The sequence below is a fragment of the Micromonospora acroterricola genome, assembly GCF_003172955.1.
In the GTDB taxonomy this organism is placed as follows: domain Bacteria; phylum Actinomycetota; class Actinomycetes; order Mycobacteriales; family Micromonosporaceae; genus Micromonospora; species Micromonospora acroterricola.
The window spans coordinates 1-16,084 of record NZ_QGKR01000250.1; the positions used below are offsets into that span (position 1 = coordinate 1).

Sequence of the window (16,084 nt, forward strand, 5' to 3'; positions counted from 1 at the left end):
GTTCTCGCGCGCCCCGGGTCGGGCGCGCGCGAACCGCGCGCCGGCCGGGCACCCGCCGACCGCGCCCCGGCCAGGCACGGCCGAACCGCGCCCCGGTCGGGGCGCGGTTCGTGGTTCTCGGGGGAGTGCCCGGGATCAGGCGACGTTGCGCTGGGCCGGCACGGTCGACTTGTGCGGGCGGCCCAGCCGAGCTTCCAGGCGGGCCACGTCGACCCGGTACTGCCGGCGGTCGGCCAGATCCTCCCAGCCGACGGCGAGCAGGCGCAGCCGCTCCGACTCGCTGAAGCCGCCCCACACGCCGTACGGCTCACGGACCGACAGCGCGTGTGCGGCGCACTCGGCCCGGACGGGGCAGGCGCGGCAGACGGCCTTGGCAGCGGACTCCCGACGCAGGCGGGAGGAGCCCCGCTCGCCGTCGGGGTGGAAGAACTGGGCGCTGTCGCGCCCTCGGCAGGCACCGAGCCGCTGCCAGTCCCAGAGATCGACGATGGGTCCGGGCAGTCTGCGTACGTTCGACATCAGCACCCCTCCTCCCGCGCGGCACCGCGAGATCCTTGTGGCCGGCTTCCGGGCGGCGGGCCGCGCAGGCGCACCGTTCCCGGCCTGGACATCCCGGTACCCGGCCTTTCCGCGACTCACACGTCTGTGATCGAGAACGTCCCAGAACTTGCGGCTTTTGCCCTATCTGTCGGAAAAGTTCGGAGGATTGCCGGGAACCCCCTCCCCAGCCGACGCCGTCATGGTCTGCTCGTTGGCGGAGAGGAGATCACAGTGCGTACCGTTCTTGTGTGCGTTCGGACACCACTCGCGGCCCAGCACCTGACCTCGGCCGCCGCGCGGCTGGGTCTGTCCGCGATCGTTCGTACCGCCGTCTCCGATCCTGAGGTGATGCTGCGGCTGGCCGAGCGGCCGGCTGACGTGGTGCTGGCCGACACGGCCCTCACCCGGCCGGACAGCGCGGGCTTCGTCCGCCGGGTCCTGGCGCGCGCGCCGCAGGCCGCGGTGGTGCTGCTCGGCGCCGAGGAGTCCGAGGCGGCGGCGGCCACCATCAGCGCCGGTGCCCGGGGCCTCATCCAGAACGCCGACCACGACCTGACCAGCGCGGTGGCCAAGGCCCTGCTGCTGCTCACCGCGCCCGGCCGCGCATCCCGGCAGCGGATCACCGACCCGGCCCGGGACACCGCGGCGGTCGGCGGGCGTTCCGCGCCGTCGCTGCGCGGCTCGGGCGAGCCCGGCAGGGCCGGGGCGCCCGGCGAGGGGTCGGGCGTGCCGTCGGTGCCCGTGCAGCGGGGCGACGACGAGGTCGAGGCGGCGACCGGTGAGCAGACGACCGACCAGACCGAGTCCAACCGCCCCGCGCCGAACGCCCGGCCCGCACGGGCGGCGATCGGGCTCACCGAGCGGGAGCTTCAGGTGCTCCTCGGCATGGCCGAGGGCAAGAGCAACGCGGAGATCGGCCGGGAGCTGTTCGTCTCGGAGGACACCGTCAAGACCCACGCCCGGCGGCTGTTCCGCAAGCTCGGCGCCCGGGACCGCGCCCACGCGGTGGCCGCCGGCTTCCGCGCCGGCCTGGTCGCCTGACCGACCCACCAACGCCGCGCGGCCCGTTCGCCCCTGATCGTGCTCGATCCAGGATGTAGTGGCTTCCCGCACCCGGGAGACCACTACATCCCTGTTCCAGCACGATCTTGCCGGCTGGCCGGCCGGCCCGCAGGCCGGCAGGAACGCCGGGGCTGGCCGGACCGGATCAGTCGGTGGCGGTGGGGGTGCCCGGTTCGTCCTCGGTGCCCTCGGTCAGGGTGTCGTGCACCCCGTCGGCGTACCCGCGGGCGTAGTCCCAGGTCACGTAGTGGTCCGGGTCCGGGTCGTACGCCGGCTCGTGCACCCGGGGCCGACCCGAGTTGAGCAGGTGTCGCAGGTTGCCCCGGAGGAGGTCCCAGTCGAAGTAGTGCGGCTCGCGGCAGTCCTCGCACTCGATCACCAGCCCGCGGACCCCGATGGGCGCCAGCAGCGCCTGGTAGATCTCCAGGTCGGCGAGGTCTTCCAGCACGTCCTGCCGCTCGACGTCGGTCAGCGGATCCGGCGTCGCGTCGTCGCCCGGATCGTCCAGCCCCGCGGCCGGATCGGCCGGGTCGCCGTTGAACGGGTCGATGGGCTCGTCGTGCACCCCCTCACCGTAGACCCAACGCGGCGGAGACGTCCGCCCCCGCCCCGCGCCGAGCCGGCCCGCCGCCGCAGAAGGTCACCCAGGTCACTGGGTACGATGGGGCGACGCGCCGGCACCGTGGCGTGTTCCGGTGCCCGCCCGCGCCACCTCGCTGAAGCCCATCCGAGCAGCTCAGGGGAGCAATCGTGGAAAATTCGCCCAGCACCGATCTTCCGGCCGGCGCCGAGCACGCCGAGCTGGGCGGCCACCTGCCCGAGATGCCGGCAGGCTCGGCGCGGGTGGTTCCGCTCGGGCTCACCTTCGATGACGTGCTGCTGCAGCCGGGCGAGTCGGATGTGGTTCCGAGCCGGGTCAACACCCGTACCCGGCTCACCCGCACGATCGAGCTGACCATCCCGTTGCTGTCCAGCGCCATGGACACCGTCACCGAGGCGCGGATGGCGATCGCGATGGCGCGGCAGGGCGGCATCGGCGTGCTGCACCGCAACCTCTCTCTGGAGGACCAGGCCCTCCAGGTCGACCTGGTCAAGCGTTCCGAGTCCGGCATGATCACCAACCCGGTCACCGCCAGCCCGGACGACACGCTGCGCGAGGTCGACGAGCTGTGCGGGCGGTACCGGATTTCGGGCGTGCCGGTGGTGGACGGCGACGGCCAGCTCGTCGGCATCGTCACCAACCGCGACATGCGTTTCGTCTCCGAGCCGGACACGCCGGTGCACGAGATCATGACCCGGACCCCGCTGGTCACCGCGCGGGTCGGGGTGAGCAAGGACGATGCGCTGGACCTGCTGCGTCGCCACAAGGTCGAGAAGCTGCCGATCGTCGACGACGCGGGCCGGCTGCGTGGGCTGATCACCGTCAAGGACTTCACCAAGAGCGAGCAGTACCCGAACGCCACCAAGGACGAGGCGGGTCGGCTGCGGGTCGCCGCGGCCGTGGGCGTCGGCGAGGACGCGTACAAGCGGGCCCGCACCCTGGTCGACGCGGGCGTGGACGTGCTCATCGTGGACACCGCGCACGGCCACCAGCGGGCCGTGCTGGACATGGTCCGTCAGCTCAAGAAGGACGTCCGCATCGACATCGTGGGCGGCAACGTGGCCACGTACGCCGGCGCGAAGGCGCTGGTCGACGCCGGCGCCGACGGGATCAAGGTCGGCGTGGGGCCGGGCGCGATCTGCACCACCCGGATCGTCGCCGGGGTCGGCGTCCCGCAGATCACCGCGATCATGGAGGCTGCCCGGGCCGCCCGCCCGGCCGGCGTGCCAGTGATCGGCGACGGCGGCATCCAGTATTCCGGTGACATCGCCAAGGCGCTGGTCGCGGGCGCCGACACCGTGATGCTCGGCAGCCTGCTGGCCGGTTGCGAGGAGAGCCCGGGCGAGCTGATCTTCATCAACGGCAAGCAGTACAAGGCGTACCGGGGGATGGGCTCGCTCGGCGCGATGCAGTCCCGGGGGCAGGCGAAGTCGTACTCGAAGGACCGGTACTTCCAGCAGGACGTGCTCGCCGAGGACAAGCTGGTCCCCGAGGGTGTTGAGGGCCAGGTGCCCTACCGTGGCCCGCTGTCCGCGGTCGCCCACCAGCTCACCGGCGGGCTGCGCGCCGCGATGGGGTACGTCGGCGCGGAGAGCATCCCCGAGCTGCACCGGCGTGGCCAGCTGATCCGGATCACCGCGGCCGGGCTCAAGGAGAGCCACCCGCACGACATCCAGATGACCGTCGAGGCGCCCAACTACCACTCCCGCTGACCATCCCCCAACAAACCTGGAGTCCCCCATGCGTGACGTGGTCGAGATCGGGCTGGGCAAGACCGCGCAGCGCGGTTACCACCTGGACGACATCGCCATCGTGCCGAGCCGCCGGACGCGGGACGTCGACGACGTCTCCACCGCCTGGCAGCTGGACGCGTACCCGTTCGGTATCCCGTGCGTCGGGCACCCCTCCGACGCCACGATGAGCCCGTCGTCGGCGGTCCGGCTCGGTGAGCTCGGCGGCCTCGGCGTGCTCAACGTCGAGGGGCTGTGGACCCGCTACGAGAACCCGACCAAGGTGCTGGAGGAGCTGGCCGGCCTTGACGAGGACGCCCGCGCCACCAAGCGGCTCCAGGAGGTGTACGCGGAGCCGATCCGCCCCGACCTGATCGCGGAGCGCGTCCGTGAGCTGCGGGCCGGTGGCGGCACGGTGGCGGTGCGGGTCTCTCCGCAGCACACCCTGGCGCTGGCCCCGGTGATCCTGGACGCCGGGGTGGACATCCTGGTCATCCAGGGCACCATCGTCTCGGCCGAGCACGTGTCGACCACCGACGAGCCACTGAACCTCAAGGAGTTCATCGCCGACCTCGACCTGCCGGTGATCGTCGGCGGCTGCACGGACTACAAGACCGCGCTGCACCTGATGCGTACCGGCGCGGCCGGCGTCATCGTGGGCATCGGTGGCGACGAGTGGTCGACCACGGAGTCGGTGCTGGGCATCCGGGTGCCGATGGCCACCGCGATCGCCGACGCGGCGGCGGCCCGCCGGGACTACCTCGACGAGACGGGCGGCCGGTACGTGCACCTGATCGCGGACGGCGACATCCAGACCTCGGGTGACATCGCCAAGGCGCTCGGTTGCGGCGCGGACGCGGTGATGCTGGGCGAGCCGCTGTCGCTCTGCGGCGAGGCGCCCGCCGGGGGTGCGTGGTGGCACTCGGCGGCCAGCCACCCGTCGCTGCCGCGGGGCGCCTTCGAGGTTTCCGGCGAGCCGATCGGGTCGATGGAGCAGCTGCTCTTCGGCCCGGCCGACGAGCCCGACGGCCAGCTCAACCTGTTCGGCGGTCTGCGCCGGGCGATGGCCAAGTGCGGTTACCGCGACCTCAAGGAGTTCCAGAAGGTCGGCCTGGTCCTCGACCGCTGACCCGTTCCCCGTACGCCGGAAGGCCGGCCCCGCGACGCTGCGGGGCCGGCCTCCGTCGTACCGGTGGTGTCAGCTCTCGGTGAACTCGACCCAGTTCAGGTTGACCAACCCGGTGGTCGGGCCGCCGGGTACGGCGGTGAAGACCAGGTGGAGCCGGTGCGCCCCGGCGGGCTGGTCCACCGGCACGGTGGTGCTGGTGAAGGCCCCGTTGCCGGTGGTCGCGTTCAGCGTCGCCGTGGCGACGACCGGGCCGGTCGGCGAGTCGAGCCGCAACTCCACGCCGGCCCGGGCGGTGCCGGCGGTGGCCGCCGAGCCTCCGGAGTGCCGCAGCGTCACGGTGGACACCCCGCCGAGGTTGATCGGGTCGAAGGCGACGTGGTCACCCGGGTCGATCCCGCTGACGTGCTGCCCGCCGCCGGTGTCGCCGGTGGTCGCCACCTCGACGCCCTGCTTCACCTGGGCGTTCTCGGCCTGCTGCCGGGGCGCCTGGATGATCGTCTGGCCGACCGTGGTGAGTGCGGCCTGGCCGCCGCCGCCGAGGTCGGTGTAGGAGGCGCTGATCCCGCCGTACAGGTAGCCGCCGGCGTGGTCGCCGCCGTCGGCGGGCGTGGCGAGGGTGCCCGTGCAGCCGGTGGTGGAGCTGTCCGGGTGGCCGTGGCTATCGTGGCCGAGGACGAAGGTGACGGTCACCCGGGAGCAGTCGACCGCCCCGTCCTCCGGGTCGGTCACCGTGACGGTGAACGGCACGCTCTCACCCCAGGTGAAGAAGCTGCCGGCCACCGGGGAGGTGACGGTCACCGTGGGCGCGGTGTTGCCGACCACGATCTCCTTGGTGAGCACCGCCGTCTTCCCGCTGGAGTCGGTCACCGTCAGCTTGGCGGTGTACGTCCCGTTCGCGGTGTAGGTGAACGACGGGTTCGGGTCGGCCGAGTCGACCGTGCCGTCGCTGGTGAAGTCCCAGGCGTACGAGATGGACTCGCCCGGGTCCGGGTCGTAGCTGCCGGCGGAGGAGAACCGCACGGTCAGCGGCGCGGTCCCCGAGGTCGGGGTGGCGTCGAGCTTCGCCACCGGCGACCGCTTGCCCTTGACGTACCGGATCACCGACAGTTGCGCGTCCGGGTTGGCCCGGAAGAAGCCGTCGCCGTACTCCAGCAGGTAGAGCGAGCCGTCCGGGCCGAACTCCATGTCCATCGGGTTGTCGAAGACGACGCCCGGCAGGAACTGTTCCACGCCGGTCAGGGTGCCCCGGCCGTCGGTGCGCATCATGAAGATCTTGTCCCGGGTGAACTCACCGAACACCACCGCGTTCTGGTAGTACTCGGGGAACTTCACGTCCGAGGTCGACGCCGCGTCGTACGAGTAGATCGGGCCGCCCATCGGGCCGACGCCACCGGTGCCGATCACCGGCCACGTGAAGTCGCAGCTGGCCGGCGGGGTCTCCAGGTACGACCCGGCACACGGGGTGCGTGCGTCGAAGGTGTACCAGAACTGCGGCTGCTCGACCTTCGGCAGCACCCGCAGACCCGTGTTGCGCGGCGAGGCGTTGACCGGGGCGCCGCAGTTGAACGGGGCGCCGGAGGTCCGGGTGACGAAGTCGAAGTCGATGTACGGCAGGCTGGGCGAGTAGCAGTACGGCCAGCCGTAGTTGCCGGCCTCGCTGGTGGCGAACCAGCGGCCGGTGCCGTCCGGGCCGCGGGTCGCGCTGGGTACGCGGGAGTCCGGCGAGTAGTCGCCGACGTAGACCATGCCCCGGGCGTCCACGTCGAACCGGAACGGGTTGCGCAGCCCCATCAGGAAGATCTCCGGCCGGGTCTTACCGGCGGTGTCCTGTTCCTCCGGGAAGAGGTTGCCCTTGGGGACGGTGTACGTGCCGTCGGCCCGTACCTTGATCCGCAGCAGCTTGCCGCGCAGGTCGTTGGTGTTGCCGGCGGAGCGCTGCGCGTCGTAGCCGGGGCCCTGGGTCGGCGACTCGTTGATCGGCGTGTACCCGTCGGAGCCGCCGGCGTTGGTGTCGTCCCCGGTGATCAGGTAGAGCTGCCCCTTGCCGTCGAACTTGATCTCGCCGGCCACGTGGCAGCAGATGCCGCGGTCCACGTCGACCCGGAGGATCTGCTGCTCGGTGCTCATGTCCAGGTGCGGGGTGGGGGAGTCCACCAGCTTGACCCGGGAGAGCTGGTTGTAGCCCTTGAACGTGTCCCACACGGTCGGGTCGGTGGAGGTGGCCGGCGCGTCGCCCTCGTTGACACCCGGGGTGGCCGGGTTGTCGACCGGGGTGTTCAGCTTCGGCGCGTAGTAGATGTAGACCCACTTGTTGGTGGCGAAGTCGGGGTCGATCGCCACCGACTGGAGGCCGTCCTCGTCGTGCTGGTACACGTCGACGGTGGTGATCACCGGGCTGGCGCCGGTGGCCGGGTCGTAGAGCCGTACCTCGCCGCTGCGGGTGTTGTGCAGCACCCGGCCGTCCGGGAGCACGGCCAGCGACATGGGCTCGCCGGGGTCGTCGTTGAGGGTGACCTTCTCGTAGTTGCCGAGCACCGTGGCGCCACAGTCGCCCTCGACCACGCCGGCGGACCACTGGATGCCACCGAGCAGGTGCTCACGGAACTTCGCCGAGCGGTACGTCTCGATGCTGTGCCCGAGCCCCGTGTAGAAGGAGCGGCCACCCTGGTGGTCCTTGCACCAGGTGACCGGGTGGTCGTACCCCATCGCGCCGCCGGTGTAGGTCTTCTCGTTCACGGTGGCCAGCACGTGCGAGGTGCCCCGGACGTTGCGGCTGAAGTTGTACCACTCCTCGGTCAGGGTGAGCGTGCGCGGCAGCGTCTCGGTGGCGGGGTGGGCCCGGTCGGCCACGTCGACCACACCGCGGGCGACCGGCGAGGCGCCGGCCACCTTCGCGCCGACCAGGTCCTGGTAGAAGGCCCAGTCCGGCTCGGTCTCCGCCGCCGCGTGCACGCCGACGTAACCGCCACCAGCCTTGACGTACGCCTCGAAGGCCGCCTCCTGGCTGCCGTTGAGCACGTCGCCGGTGGTGTTGAGGAAGACCACCGCCCGGTACTTCGCCAGCTCGGCGGCGGTGAACACGGCCGCGTCCCGGCTCACCGTCACGGTGAAGTCGTTGGCGCGGGCCAACTGCCGGATGGTCTCGACACCGTCGGTGATGGACGCCCGGCGCTCACCGGCGGTCTTGGTGAAGACCAGCACCCGGTAGGTCTGTGGTGCGCGGGCGGCGGAGCGGAGTGCGGCGGGCCCGTTCTCCACCACGGCCGGCGCGGTCGGGGGTGCGTCGGTCGGTGCGGCGGTGGCGGGGACGGCGGAGGTGAGGGGGACGGTGAGGATGAGTCCAGCGGCGACGGCGAGCCATCGCCGTCCTGTCGGTCGGGTCATCGTTCCTCCGGTGGTCGGCAGGCGCGCGGCATCCCCGGCCGTGTCCGGGCCGGCAGCGCGACTGCGGTGGGGGATGGACCGGGCGCGTCCCAGTGCCGTGCGGGAGCGCGGGGTGACCGGGCCGGTGGTCGACCGGACCCGTCACGCGTCGCCGGTGGTGTGGCCGGCGGGGTGGGGCGCGGCCGGCGTCGGGCGGACACCGGCCGCGCCGGGAGTCACTTCTTGAGGTAGATGGTCAGGTCGGACATGTTGCGGTAGCTGAGCGCCGCGAAGTCGAGCGACTGGGCCCGGTTGGCGGTGCCGCCGGGGGCGGTGTCCATCTCCCAGTTGGCGTGGTGGAAGTCCCGCTCGCCGATGGTCTGGAAGAACTGCTGGAAGTTGATGTCGCCCTCGCCGAGCGGCGTCATCTGGTGGCCGTTGGGCACGCTGGTGTCCCGGTCACCGTCCTTGGCGTGGAAGAGCGGGAACCGGGTGGTCCGGTCGGCCACGTTGAGGATCGGGTCGAACAGGTCGGTGACCTCGCGGCCGGACGGGTCGACGTACTTCTGGTGCTTGTAGCGGGCCACGTAGCCCCAGTAGATGTCGAACTCGAAGAAGACGTACCGGGGGTCGGTCCTGCCGAAGAAGTACTCCAGCCGGCGGATGCCCGAGGAGCGGGTGGGGCGGCCCTGCGCGTCCAGCGGGCCGGAGTCCAGCAGAAAGCTGTACGCGACGTCGTGGTTGTGCGTGTAGAGCCGCATGCCCCGGGCACGGGCCTGCCGGCCCAGCTCGTTCCAGGTGTCGGCGGCGGCGTCCCAGTCGGCCTTGTACGCGCTGTTGGTCGGGTCGCTGCCGGTGCCGATGTTCTTCATGCCGAGTTCCTCGGCGATGTCCAGTTGCTGCTGGAAGCTGGCCGCCTGGATCGTGGCGTGGGTGCCGTTGGCGACCAGGCCGTTGTCGTCGAGGATCTTGCGGATCTCGCGCGGGGTGATCTGCCGGCCGAGAATCTCGGTGCTCTGGGTGTAGCCGGCGAACTCGATCTCCTTGTAGCCGATCTCGGCGAGCCGGGCGAGGACGCGCTCGAAGCCGTACGGCACGCCGCTGTCGTCGGGCGCGGCGGTGATCCGGTCCCGGACGCTGTAGAGGATGATGCCGCGGTTCCTCGACGGGATCAGCGGCTCGACCCGCAGCCTGCTCTTTCCCTTGTCCTTGGGGTGGGCGAGCGCCGGGGTGCCGGTCGCGAGGACCGGCAGACCGGCCGCGCCGATCGCGGCGGCGGCGCCGGCGGACGCGGCGAGCAGTGACCGGCGGCTGAGCCGGCCGGCGGAGGAGGCGTCGGGTGCGGTGTGGTCTGGCATTGTTCCACCTTTCGCGACGGCCGGTTTTGCCGTCGATAACGATCAGCAGAGGTGCGACGAGGGTCAGGTCGCGGGCGCCGCCGAGCGCCCGTTCCGCGCCCCCGGCGGTGCCGGGAGCGTGCGGTTCCGCGCAGTCGAAGGGGCAGGTCCACACCGCCGCCACGGCGTGCGGAGTCGGGGGAAATCCCCGTCCCCGACAGCGGTCGGCGTGAATGTTCCGAACGCGTTACATCTTGGAGACAGACACTAACGTCGGTCGAAGCCAAAAGAAAGCATCGATCGGAGCCAACTTTCGTTTGTTTCAACGAAAGTAACTGATGATCGTCGATACCCGCCTCGTGCCCTGCCGAGCTGGCTACGCTCTCCGTGACCGGAGAGCCGCAGGAGGAGTGGGCATGGTCCTGACCGGACGGACACCGAAGCGGCGCCGGGTGGCCGCGGCCGTCACCGCGCTGGCCTGCGCGGTCGCGGTGGGGGCGGGCGGCTGCACGGGCGACGACCGCGACGGTTTCCGGCCCGGCGCCGTCGACGCCGGCGACCCGTACGTCCCGGGGCGGGGCAACGGCGGGTACGACGTCACCCACTACGGCCTGGACGTCCGCTACGACCCGGCCACCGACCGGCTGACCGGTCGGGCCACCATCACGGCGACGGCCACCCAGGACCTCTCCCGGTTCAATCTGGACCTGTCGGGGCTGGACGTCGGCGCCGTCACCGTCGGAGACGCCCCGGCCGAGCACCGCCGTACCGACGGCGAGCTGGTGGTGACCCCGCCCGACGGGCTGCCGCGCGGCCGGTCGTTCACGGTGACGGTGGCGTACGCGGGCGTGCCCACCGCCGTCACCGACGGGGAACTGGGCAGCGGAGGCTTCCTGCACACCGCCGACGGCGCGGTCGCGCTCGGTCAGCCCGACTCCGCCGCCACCTGGTTCCCGGTCAACGACCACCCGTCCGACAAGGCGAGCTACGACCTCGCGGTGACCGTCCCGGACGGCCTGTCCGCGCTGAGCAACGGGGTGCCCGGGCCGAAGAGCGACGCCGACGGCTGGACCACCTGGCGCTGGTCGGAGCGCACCCCGATGGCCAGCTACCTGACCACGCTGGTGATCGGGGACTACCGGGTGGTGAGCGGGCAGCACGCCGGCCGGCCGATGGTCACCGCGGTGGCGGCGAGCCTTCCGGAGACCGGCGGAGCCGCCAGCTCGCTGGCCCGCACCGGGGCGATCGTCGACTTCCTCGCCAGCCGGTTCGGCCCGTACCCGTTCGACTCGTACGGCGGGATCGTGGTCGCCGACGACCGGATCGGCTACGCGCTGGAGACCCAGTCCCGGCCGGTCTACGGGCCCGCCTTCTTCGCCGGCGACCGGCCCAACCCGGGGGTGGTCGCGCACGAGCTGGCCCACCAGTGGTTCGGCGACAGCGTGTCGCTGAGCAGGTGGGGCGACATCTGGCTCAACGAGGGCTTCGCCAGCTACGCCGAGTGGCTGTGGGAGGAGCACGACGGCGGCCGGACCGCGCAACGCAACTTCGAGCTCCAGTACGCGGCGACCGACTGGTCGCAGCCGTCGGTCGAGCCGGGCCGGGAGCGGATGTTCGGCACCGCCGTCTACAAGCGGGGCGCGCTGGCCGTGCACGCTCTGCGCCGCACCGTCGGCGACGACACCTTCTTCCGCATCCTGCGCACCTGGACCACTGAGCGGGCGGCGGGCAACGCCACCACCTCGGACTTCGTCGCGCTGGCCGAGCGCGTGGCGAATCGGCAGCTCCGCCCGTTCTTCGACGCCTGGTTGGTGGGCGGTGCGGCGCCCACCCTGCCGTGACGGCAGCGTGATGGTCGGTCGATAGGCTGCCGCCTGCGATCGGCGGGGAGACGCCGGTCGTGGGGAGGCGGCAGAGCCGGCCTCCGCCACCGTGGGGGAGGGCTCGTGATGTGGGTGACGCGGCACAGGCTGCGGGTGGGCGTCGGTCTGCTGGTGACCGGGGCGCTCGCCCTGTCCGGATGCGACTCGGCCGGCCCGGAGGCCCCACCGGCGCCCGGCGCGTCCCCCACCCCGGCACGGACGTTCACCCCCGGCGCGGCCGGGGTCGGTGACGCCTACTTCCCGAGCTACGGCAACGGAGGCTACGACGTCGGGCGGTACACGGTGAAGGTGCGCTACGACCCGGCGAAGGACCAGCTCACCGGCACGGCGACGGTGCAGGCCACGGCGACGGCCGACCTGTCGGCGTTCAACCTCGACCTGGCCGGCCTGACCGTCAGGACGGTCACCGTGGACGGCGCCCCGGCCACCCACACCCGGGAGAAGAACGAGCTGGTGATCAAGCCGGCCGCCGGCCTGATCAGCGGCAACGGGTTCGTCGCCGAGATCGGCTACGAGGGGCAGCCGAAGCCGTTGAAGAACGAGGTGCTCGGCGACGGCGGGTTCCTGCACACCTCCGACGGCGCCATCGCGCTGGGCCAACCCGAGTCGGCGAGCACCTGGTTCCCGGTCAACGACCACCCGTCCGACAAGGCGGCCTACGACTTCGAGATCACCGTCCCGAACGGCCTGACCGCCGTCAGCAACGGCGTACCGGGCGGGAAGACCAGCAAGGACGGCTGGACCACCTGGAAGTGGTCGGAGAAGTCGCCGATGGCCAGCTACCTGAGCACGCTGGTGATCGGCAAGTTCCGCGTCACCACCGGCGAGCACAAGGGACGGCCGGTGTACAGCGCGGTCACCACCAAGGTGGCCAAGGGCGCCGCGGACGCGTCGATCGCCCAGACGGTGAAGGTCGCCGACTACCTGGAGAGCGTGTTCGGGCCGTACCCCTTCGACGCGTACGGCGGCGTGGTCGTCTCCGACAGCCGGATCAGCTACGCGTTGGAGACCCAGAGCCGTCCGGTCTACTCCGCCGGTTTCTTCCGGCGGGGCGAGAACACCGAGGTGGTCGCCCACGAACTGGCCCACCAGTGGTTCGGCGACAGCGTGGCGCTGGCCAAGTGGGAGGACATCTGGCTCAACGAGGGCTTCGCGACGTACGCGGAGTGGCTCTGGGCCGAGCACAACGAGGAGTACACGGCCGAGCAGGCGTTCGACATCCGGTACGCCCAGGTGCCGGCGCAGGTGTGGAAGACGCCGCCGGGCAAGCCGGGCGCGAAGGAGCTGTTCAGCGAGTCGGTCTACCAGCGCGGCGGGATGACCCTGCACGCGCTGCGGGTGGCCGTCGGCGACAAGGCGTTCTTCGAGATCGTGAAGACCTGGGCGGCGGAGAAGCGCAACGGCACCGCCACCACGGCCGAGTTCGTGGCCCTCGCCGAGCGCATCTCCGGCAAGCAACTCGACGCCGTCTTCAAGGCCTGGCTCTACGACACCAGGAAGCCGCCAGCCCCCAAGGCCCTCTGATCCCCCGGAGGGGTCAGGTCTTGACGCGCAGGGTGGGGTGGGCGGCCAGGTAGGGCTCGGCGCGGCCGGCGCGTAGCTCCGTGATGAACCCGCGGCCGACGCTGGTGAGCTGTTCGCCCCGGTAGGCGCTGCCCTTGCCGACGCCCGAGCCGGGCAGGCCGACCGGCACGAAGCGGTCCTCCGGCACCCCACCCAGGGCGTACGCCAGATCCACGATCCGCCGTCCGCCCACGTACAGCAGGGTGTCGCCCAGCGCGGCGACCACCTGGTCGACCCGCTCCGGCTGCCGGGCCAGGCCCTCGTCCAGGATCTTCCGGGTCAGCGCGCGGATGAGCTGCTGCTGGTGGCGCTGCCGGGCGTAGTCGCCGCCGGTGATGTAGCGCTGCCGCGCGTAGTCCAGCGCCTGCCAGCCGTTGAGGTGCCGGTTGCCCTTCTCGTAGACCATCTGCGGCCCGGTGTACCCGCCGGGGACGCTCTCCCGGTACTTGCCGTCGGGCCGGCGGTGCAGGGAGGCGACCCGCTGGTCGACGTAGATGTCCACCCCACCGAGGGCGTTGACCAGCCGGTCGAACCCGGTGAAGGTCAGCACCGCGCCGGCGTCGATGCGCAGGCCCGTGTACCCGCTGACCGTGCTGCGCAGCAGCTCGTACCCCTGGGCGGTGCTCGGCTGTTTGGGCTTGCCCGGCACCCGGCTGCCGAAGCTCATCGCGTGGGTGAGCTTGGTCCTGCCGCCGGCGTAGTCGGCCTTCGGGAACGCGGGGATGTCCACCAGCAGGTCGCGGGGCAGCGAGAAGAGGTACGCCCGGCCCAGCCCCTTGGGCACGTGCAGCACCAGCACGGCGTCGGCGTGCGGCTCCCAGCCGGGCACGCTGACCCGGGTGTCGATCCCGACCAGCAGCAGGTTCAGCGGGCCGGTGATGTCGGCGCCCGCCGGCGGCCCGGTCGGGCTGGGCGTGGGCGTGCCGGGCGGCGACGCGCTCGGCGACCCGGCCGTCGGTGCGGCCCCGTCCGGCTTGTTGTCGCCGGCCAGCCGGGTGACCACCACCGCCCCGGCCGCGACCAGCGCGATGACGGCCAGGGCCGCCAGCCCCAGCAGCAACCATCGTCGGCGCGGTGCCATCGATCCGAGGACCATGTTGGTTTTCCTTCCCACCCGTACCGGAACAACGCTCCGACGGGGGCCCCGGGTTGCGGCCGGCATGCACCGGGTCGGTCGGCCGGTGCATGATCGCGCGAAAACTGGCGCTGGCGCGAGCGCTACTCACCGGTAATGATGCGGTCATGCGTTACGACGTGGTCGTCATCGGGTCCGGCTTCGGCGGCAGCGTCACGGCACTCCGGCTGGCCGAGAAGGGCTACTCGGTCGGCGTGCTGGAAGCCGGTCGCCGGTTCGCCGACGACGAGTTTCCGCGGACGTCCTGGCGGGCCCGCCGGTTCCTGTGGGCGCCGAAGCTGGGCTGCTACGGCATCCAGCGGATCACCCTGCTCCGCCCGGCCGACCGGGGGTCCGGTGGCGGCGTGCTGGTGCTCTCCGGTGCCGGGGTGGGCGGCGGTTCGCTGGTCTACGCGAACACCCTCTACGAGCCGCTGCCGGCCTTCTACGCCGATCCGCAGTGGCGGGACATCACCGACTGGCGCGACGAGCTGGCCCGCCACTACGACCAGGCGAAGCGGATGCTCGGCGTCACCACGTACCCGATGAACACCGGCGCGGACCGGGCCATGCGGGCGGTGGCCGAGCGGATGGGGGTGGCGCACACCTTCCACGCCACCCCGGTCGGCGTCCACATCGGCCGGCCCGGCGAGCGCGTCGCCGACCCGTACTTCGGCGGCGCCGGCCCCGAGCGCACCGGCTGCCTGCACTGCGGCTCGTGCATGACCGGCTGCCGGCACGGAGCGAAGAACACGCTGGTCAAGAACTACCTCTGGCTCGCCGAGCGGCTGGGCGCCACGGTGCATCCGCTGACCACGGTGACCGCCGTCCGGCCGGTCGCCGACGGCGGGTACGAGGTGGAGACGGTGCGCACCGGCGCCTGGCTGCGCCGCCGCCGTCAGGTGATCCACGCCGACCAGGTCGTCTTCGCGGCCGGGGCGCTCGGCACTCAACGGCTGCTGCACTCGATGAAGGCCGACGGCGTGCTGCCCGGCCTGTCGTCGCGCCTGGGCGAGCTGACCCGGACCAACTCGGAGGCGATCCTCGGTGCCTCGGTGCCCCGCCAGCGGGCCCGGTCCGAAGGGCTGGACTTCACCGAGGGGGTGGCCATCACCAGCTCGTTCCACCCCGACCCGCAGACCCACGTCGAGCCGGTCCGCTACGGGCGCGGCTCCAACGCGATGGGGCTGCTCCAGTCGCTGCTGGTCGACGGAGGTCCGCACCGGGTCCGGCGCTGGCTGGGCAGCATCGTGCGGCAACCCGGGCTGGCGGCCCGGATGCTGTCGGTGCGCGGCTGGTCGGAGCGGACGGTGATCGCCCTGGTGATGCAGTCGGCGGACAACTCGCTGACCACCCGGTGGCGGCGCGGCGCGCTGGGCCGCCGGCTCGTCACCGGCCCGGGCCACGGCGCGCCGAACCCGACCTGGATCCCGGCCGGCAACACGGCCGCCCGGCTGCTGGCCGAGGAGATCGGCGGTACGCCCGGCGGCTCGCTCACCGAGCCGTTCGACATCCCGATGACCGCGCACATCCTGGGCGGGGCGGTGATCGGGGCCACCCCGGCCGACGGCGTGATCGACGCCTACCACCGGGTGTACGGGCACCCGGGGCTGCACGTGGTGGACGGCGCCGCGGTCTCGGCGAACCTCGGCGTCAACCCGTCGCTGACGATCACGGCGCAGGCCGAACGGGCCATGTCCCTCTGGCCCAACAAGGACCAGCCCGACCCCCGCCCGCCACTGGGCGGCCCCTACCGCCGGCT

The 16,084-nt window shown here is 72.1% G+C and carries 11 protein-coding genes; 6 read left to right on the top strand and 5 right to left on the bottom strand.

Features of this window, described 5'->3' with window-relative positions:
• Positions 1–135: 135 nt before the first annotated feature.
• Complete coding sequence (locus tag DKT68_RS22230) at positions 136–519, bottom strand: WhiB family transcriptional regulator (RefSeq protein WP_109819347.1); 384 nt, start codon at positions 517–519, stop codon at positions 136–138.
• A gap of 252 nt (positions 520–771) precedes the next feature.
• Here DKT68_RS22230 and DKT68_RS22235 point away from each other — a divergent pair, with 252 nt between their 5' ends.
• Entirely contained in the window at positions 772–1,581 is an 810-nt protein-coding gene (locus tag DKT68_RS22235; protein ID WP_109819337.1) for a helix-turn-helix transcriptional regulator, read from the top strand.
• 166 nt (positions 1,582–1,747) lie between these two features.
• Here the strand turns inward: DKT68_RS22235 and DKT68_RS22240 are convergent, their stop codons facing one another.
• Positions 1,748–2,167: a DUF5319 domain-containing protein gene (locus DKT68_RS22240; protein WP_109819338.1), complete on the bottom strand. Its 420-nt coding sequence runs from the start codon at positions 2,165–2,167 to the stop codon at positions 1,748–1,750.
• Between the two features lie 185 nt (positions 2,168–2,352).
• On the opposite strand from DKT68_RS22240, the gene guaB reads away from it, so the two are divergent.
• Both guaB and DKT68_RS22250 read left to right on the top strand, forming a co-directional pair.
• On the top strand, positions 2,353–3,915 hold the full coding sequence (guaB, locus tag DKT68_RS22245) for an IMP dehydrogenase (RefSeq protein ID WP_109819339.1): 1,563 nt from the start codon (positions 2,353–2,355) through the stop codon (positions 3,913–3,915).
• A 28-nt stretch (positions 3,916–3,943) separates the two neighbouring features.
• Positions 3,944–5,062, top strand: coding sequence for a GuaB3 family IMP dehydrogenase-related protein (locus DKT68_RS22250; RefSeq protein WP_109819340.1), 1,119 nt, complete (start codon positions 3,944–3,946; stop codon positions 5,060–5,062).
• A gap of 69 nt (positions 5,063–5,131) precedes the next feature.
• Here DKT68_RS22250 and DKT68_RS22255 read toward each other — a convergent pair whose 3' ends face one another.
• Positions 5,132–8,446: a ThuA domain-containing protein gene (locus DKT68_RS22255; RefSeq protein ID WP_109819341.1), complete on the bottom strand. Its 3,315-nt coding sequence runs from the start codon at positions 8,444–8,446 to the stop codon at positions 5,132–5,134.
• Between the two features lie 215 nt (positions 8,447–8,661).
• Positions 8,662–9,783, bottom strand: a complete 1,122-nt coding sequence (locus DKT68_RS22260) for a sugar phosphate isomerase/epimerase family protein (RefSeq protein WP_109819342.1) — start codon at positions 9,781–9,783, stop codon at positions 8,662–8,664.
• 395 nt (positions 9,784–10,178) lie between these two features.
• Between DKT68_RS22260 and DKT68_RS22265 the strand changes: the two genes are divergently transcribed.
• Entirely contained in the window at positions 10,179–11,603 is a 1,425-nt protein-coding gene (locus DKT68_RS22265) for a M1 family metallopeptidase (RefSeq protein WP_109819343.1), read from the top strand.
• A 108-nt stretch (positions 11,604–11,711) separates the two neighbouring features.
• Positions 11,712–13,169: a M1 family metallopeptidase gene (locus tag DKT68_RS22270; RefSeq protein ID WP_109819344.1), complete on the top strand. Its 1,458-nt coding sequence runs from the start codon at positions 11,712–11,714 to the stop codon at positions 13,167–13,169.
• 13 nt (positions 13,170–13,182) lie between these two features.
• Here the strand turns inward: DKT68_RS22270 and DKT68_RS22275 are convergent, their stop codons facing one another.
• Positions 13,183–14,304 carry an LCP family protein gene (locus DKT68_RS22275; RefSeq protein WP_109819345.1) on the bottom strand — a complete coding sequence of 374 codons (1,122 nt, stop codon included), beginning with the start codon at positions 14,302–14,304 and terminating at the stop codon, positions 13,183–13,185.
• 146 nt (positions 14,305–14,450) lie between these two features.
• Between DKT68_RS22275 and DKT68_RS22280 the strand changes: the two genes are divergently transcribed.
• Positions 14,451–16,084: FAD-dependent oxidoreductase (locus tag DKT68_RS22280; protein ID WP_109819346.1), on the top strand; the 1,634-nt coding region annotated here is incomplete at its 3' end.

Excerpts from the sequence above, each read along its gene's own strand:
- DKT68_RS22265 (WP_109819343.1), top strand. The coding sequence starts at position 10,179 with ATGGTCCTGACCGGACGGACACCGAAGCGGCGCCGGGTGGCCGCGGCC.
- DKT68_RS22255 (WP_109819341.1), bottom strand. The coding sequence starts at position 8,446 with ATGACCCGACCGACAGGACGGCGATGGCTCGCCGTCGCCGCTGGACTC.
- DKT68_RS22270 (WP_109819344.1), top strand. The coding sequence starts at position 11,712 with ATGTGGGTGACGCGGCACAGGCTGCGGGTGGGCGTCGGTCTGCTGGTG.
- DKT68_RS22275 (WP_109819345.1), bottom strand. The coding sequence starts at position 14,304 with ATGGTCCTCGGATCGATGGCACCGCGCCGACGATGGTTGCTGCTGGGG.
- DKT68_RS22250 (WP_109819340.1), top strand. The coding sequence starts at position 3,944 with ATGCGTGACGTGGTCGAGATCGGGCTGGGCAAGACCGCGCAGCGCGGT.
- DKT68_RS22260 (WP_109819342.1), bottom strand. The coding sequence starts at position 9,783 with ATGCCAGACCACACCGCACCCGACGCCTCCTCCGCCGGCCGGCTCAGC.
- DKT68_RS22230 (WP_109819347.1), bottom strand. The coding sequence starts at position 519 with ATGTCGAACGTACGCAGACTGCCCGGACCCATCGTCGATCTCTGGGAC.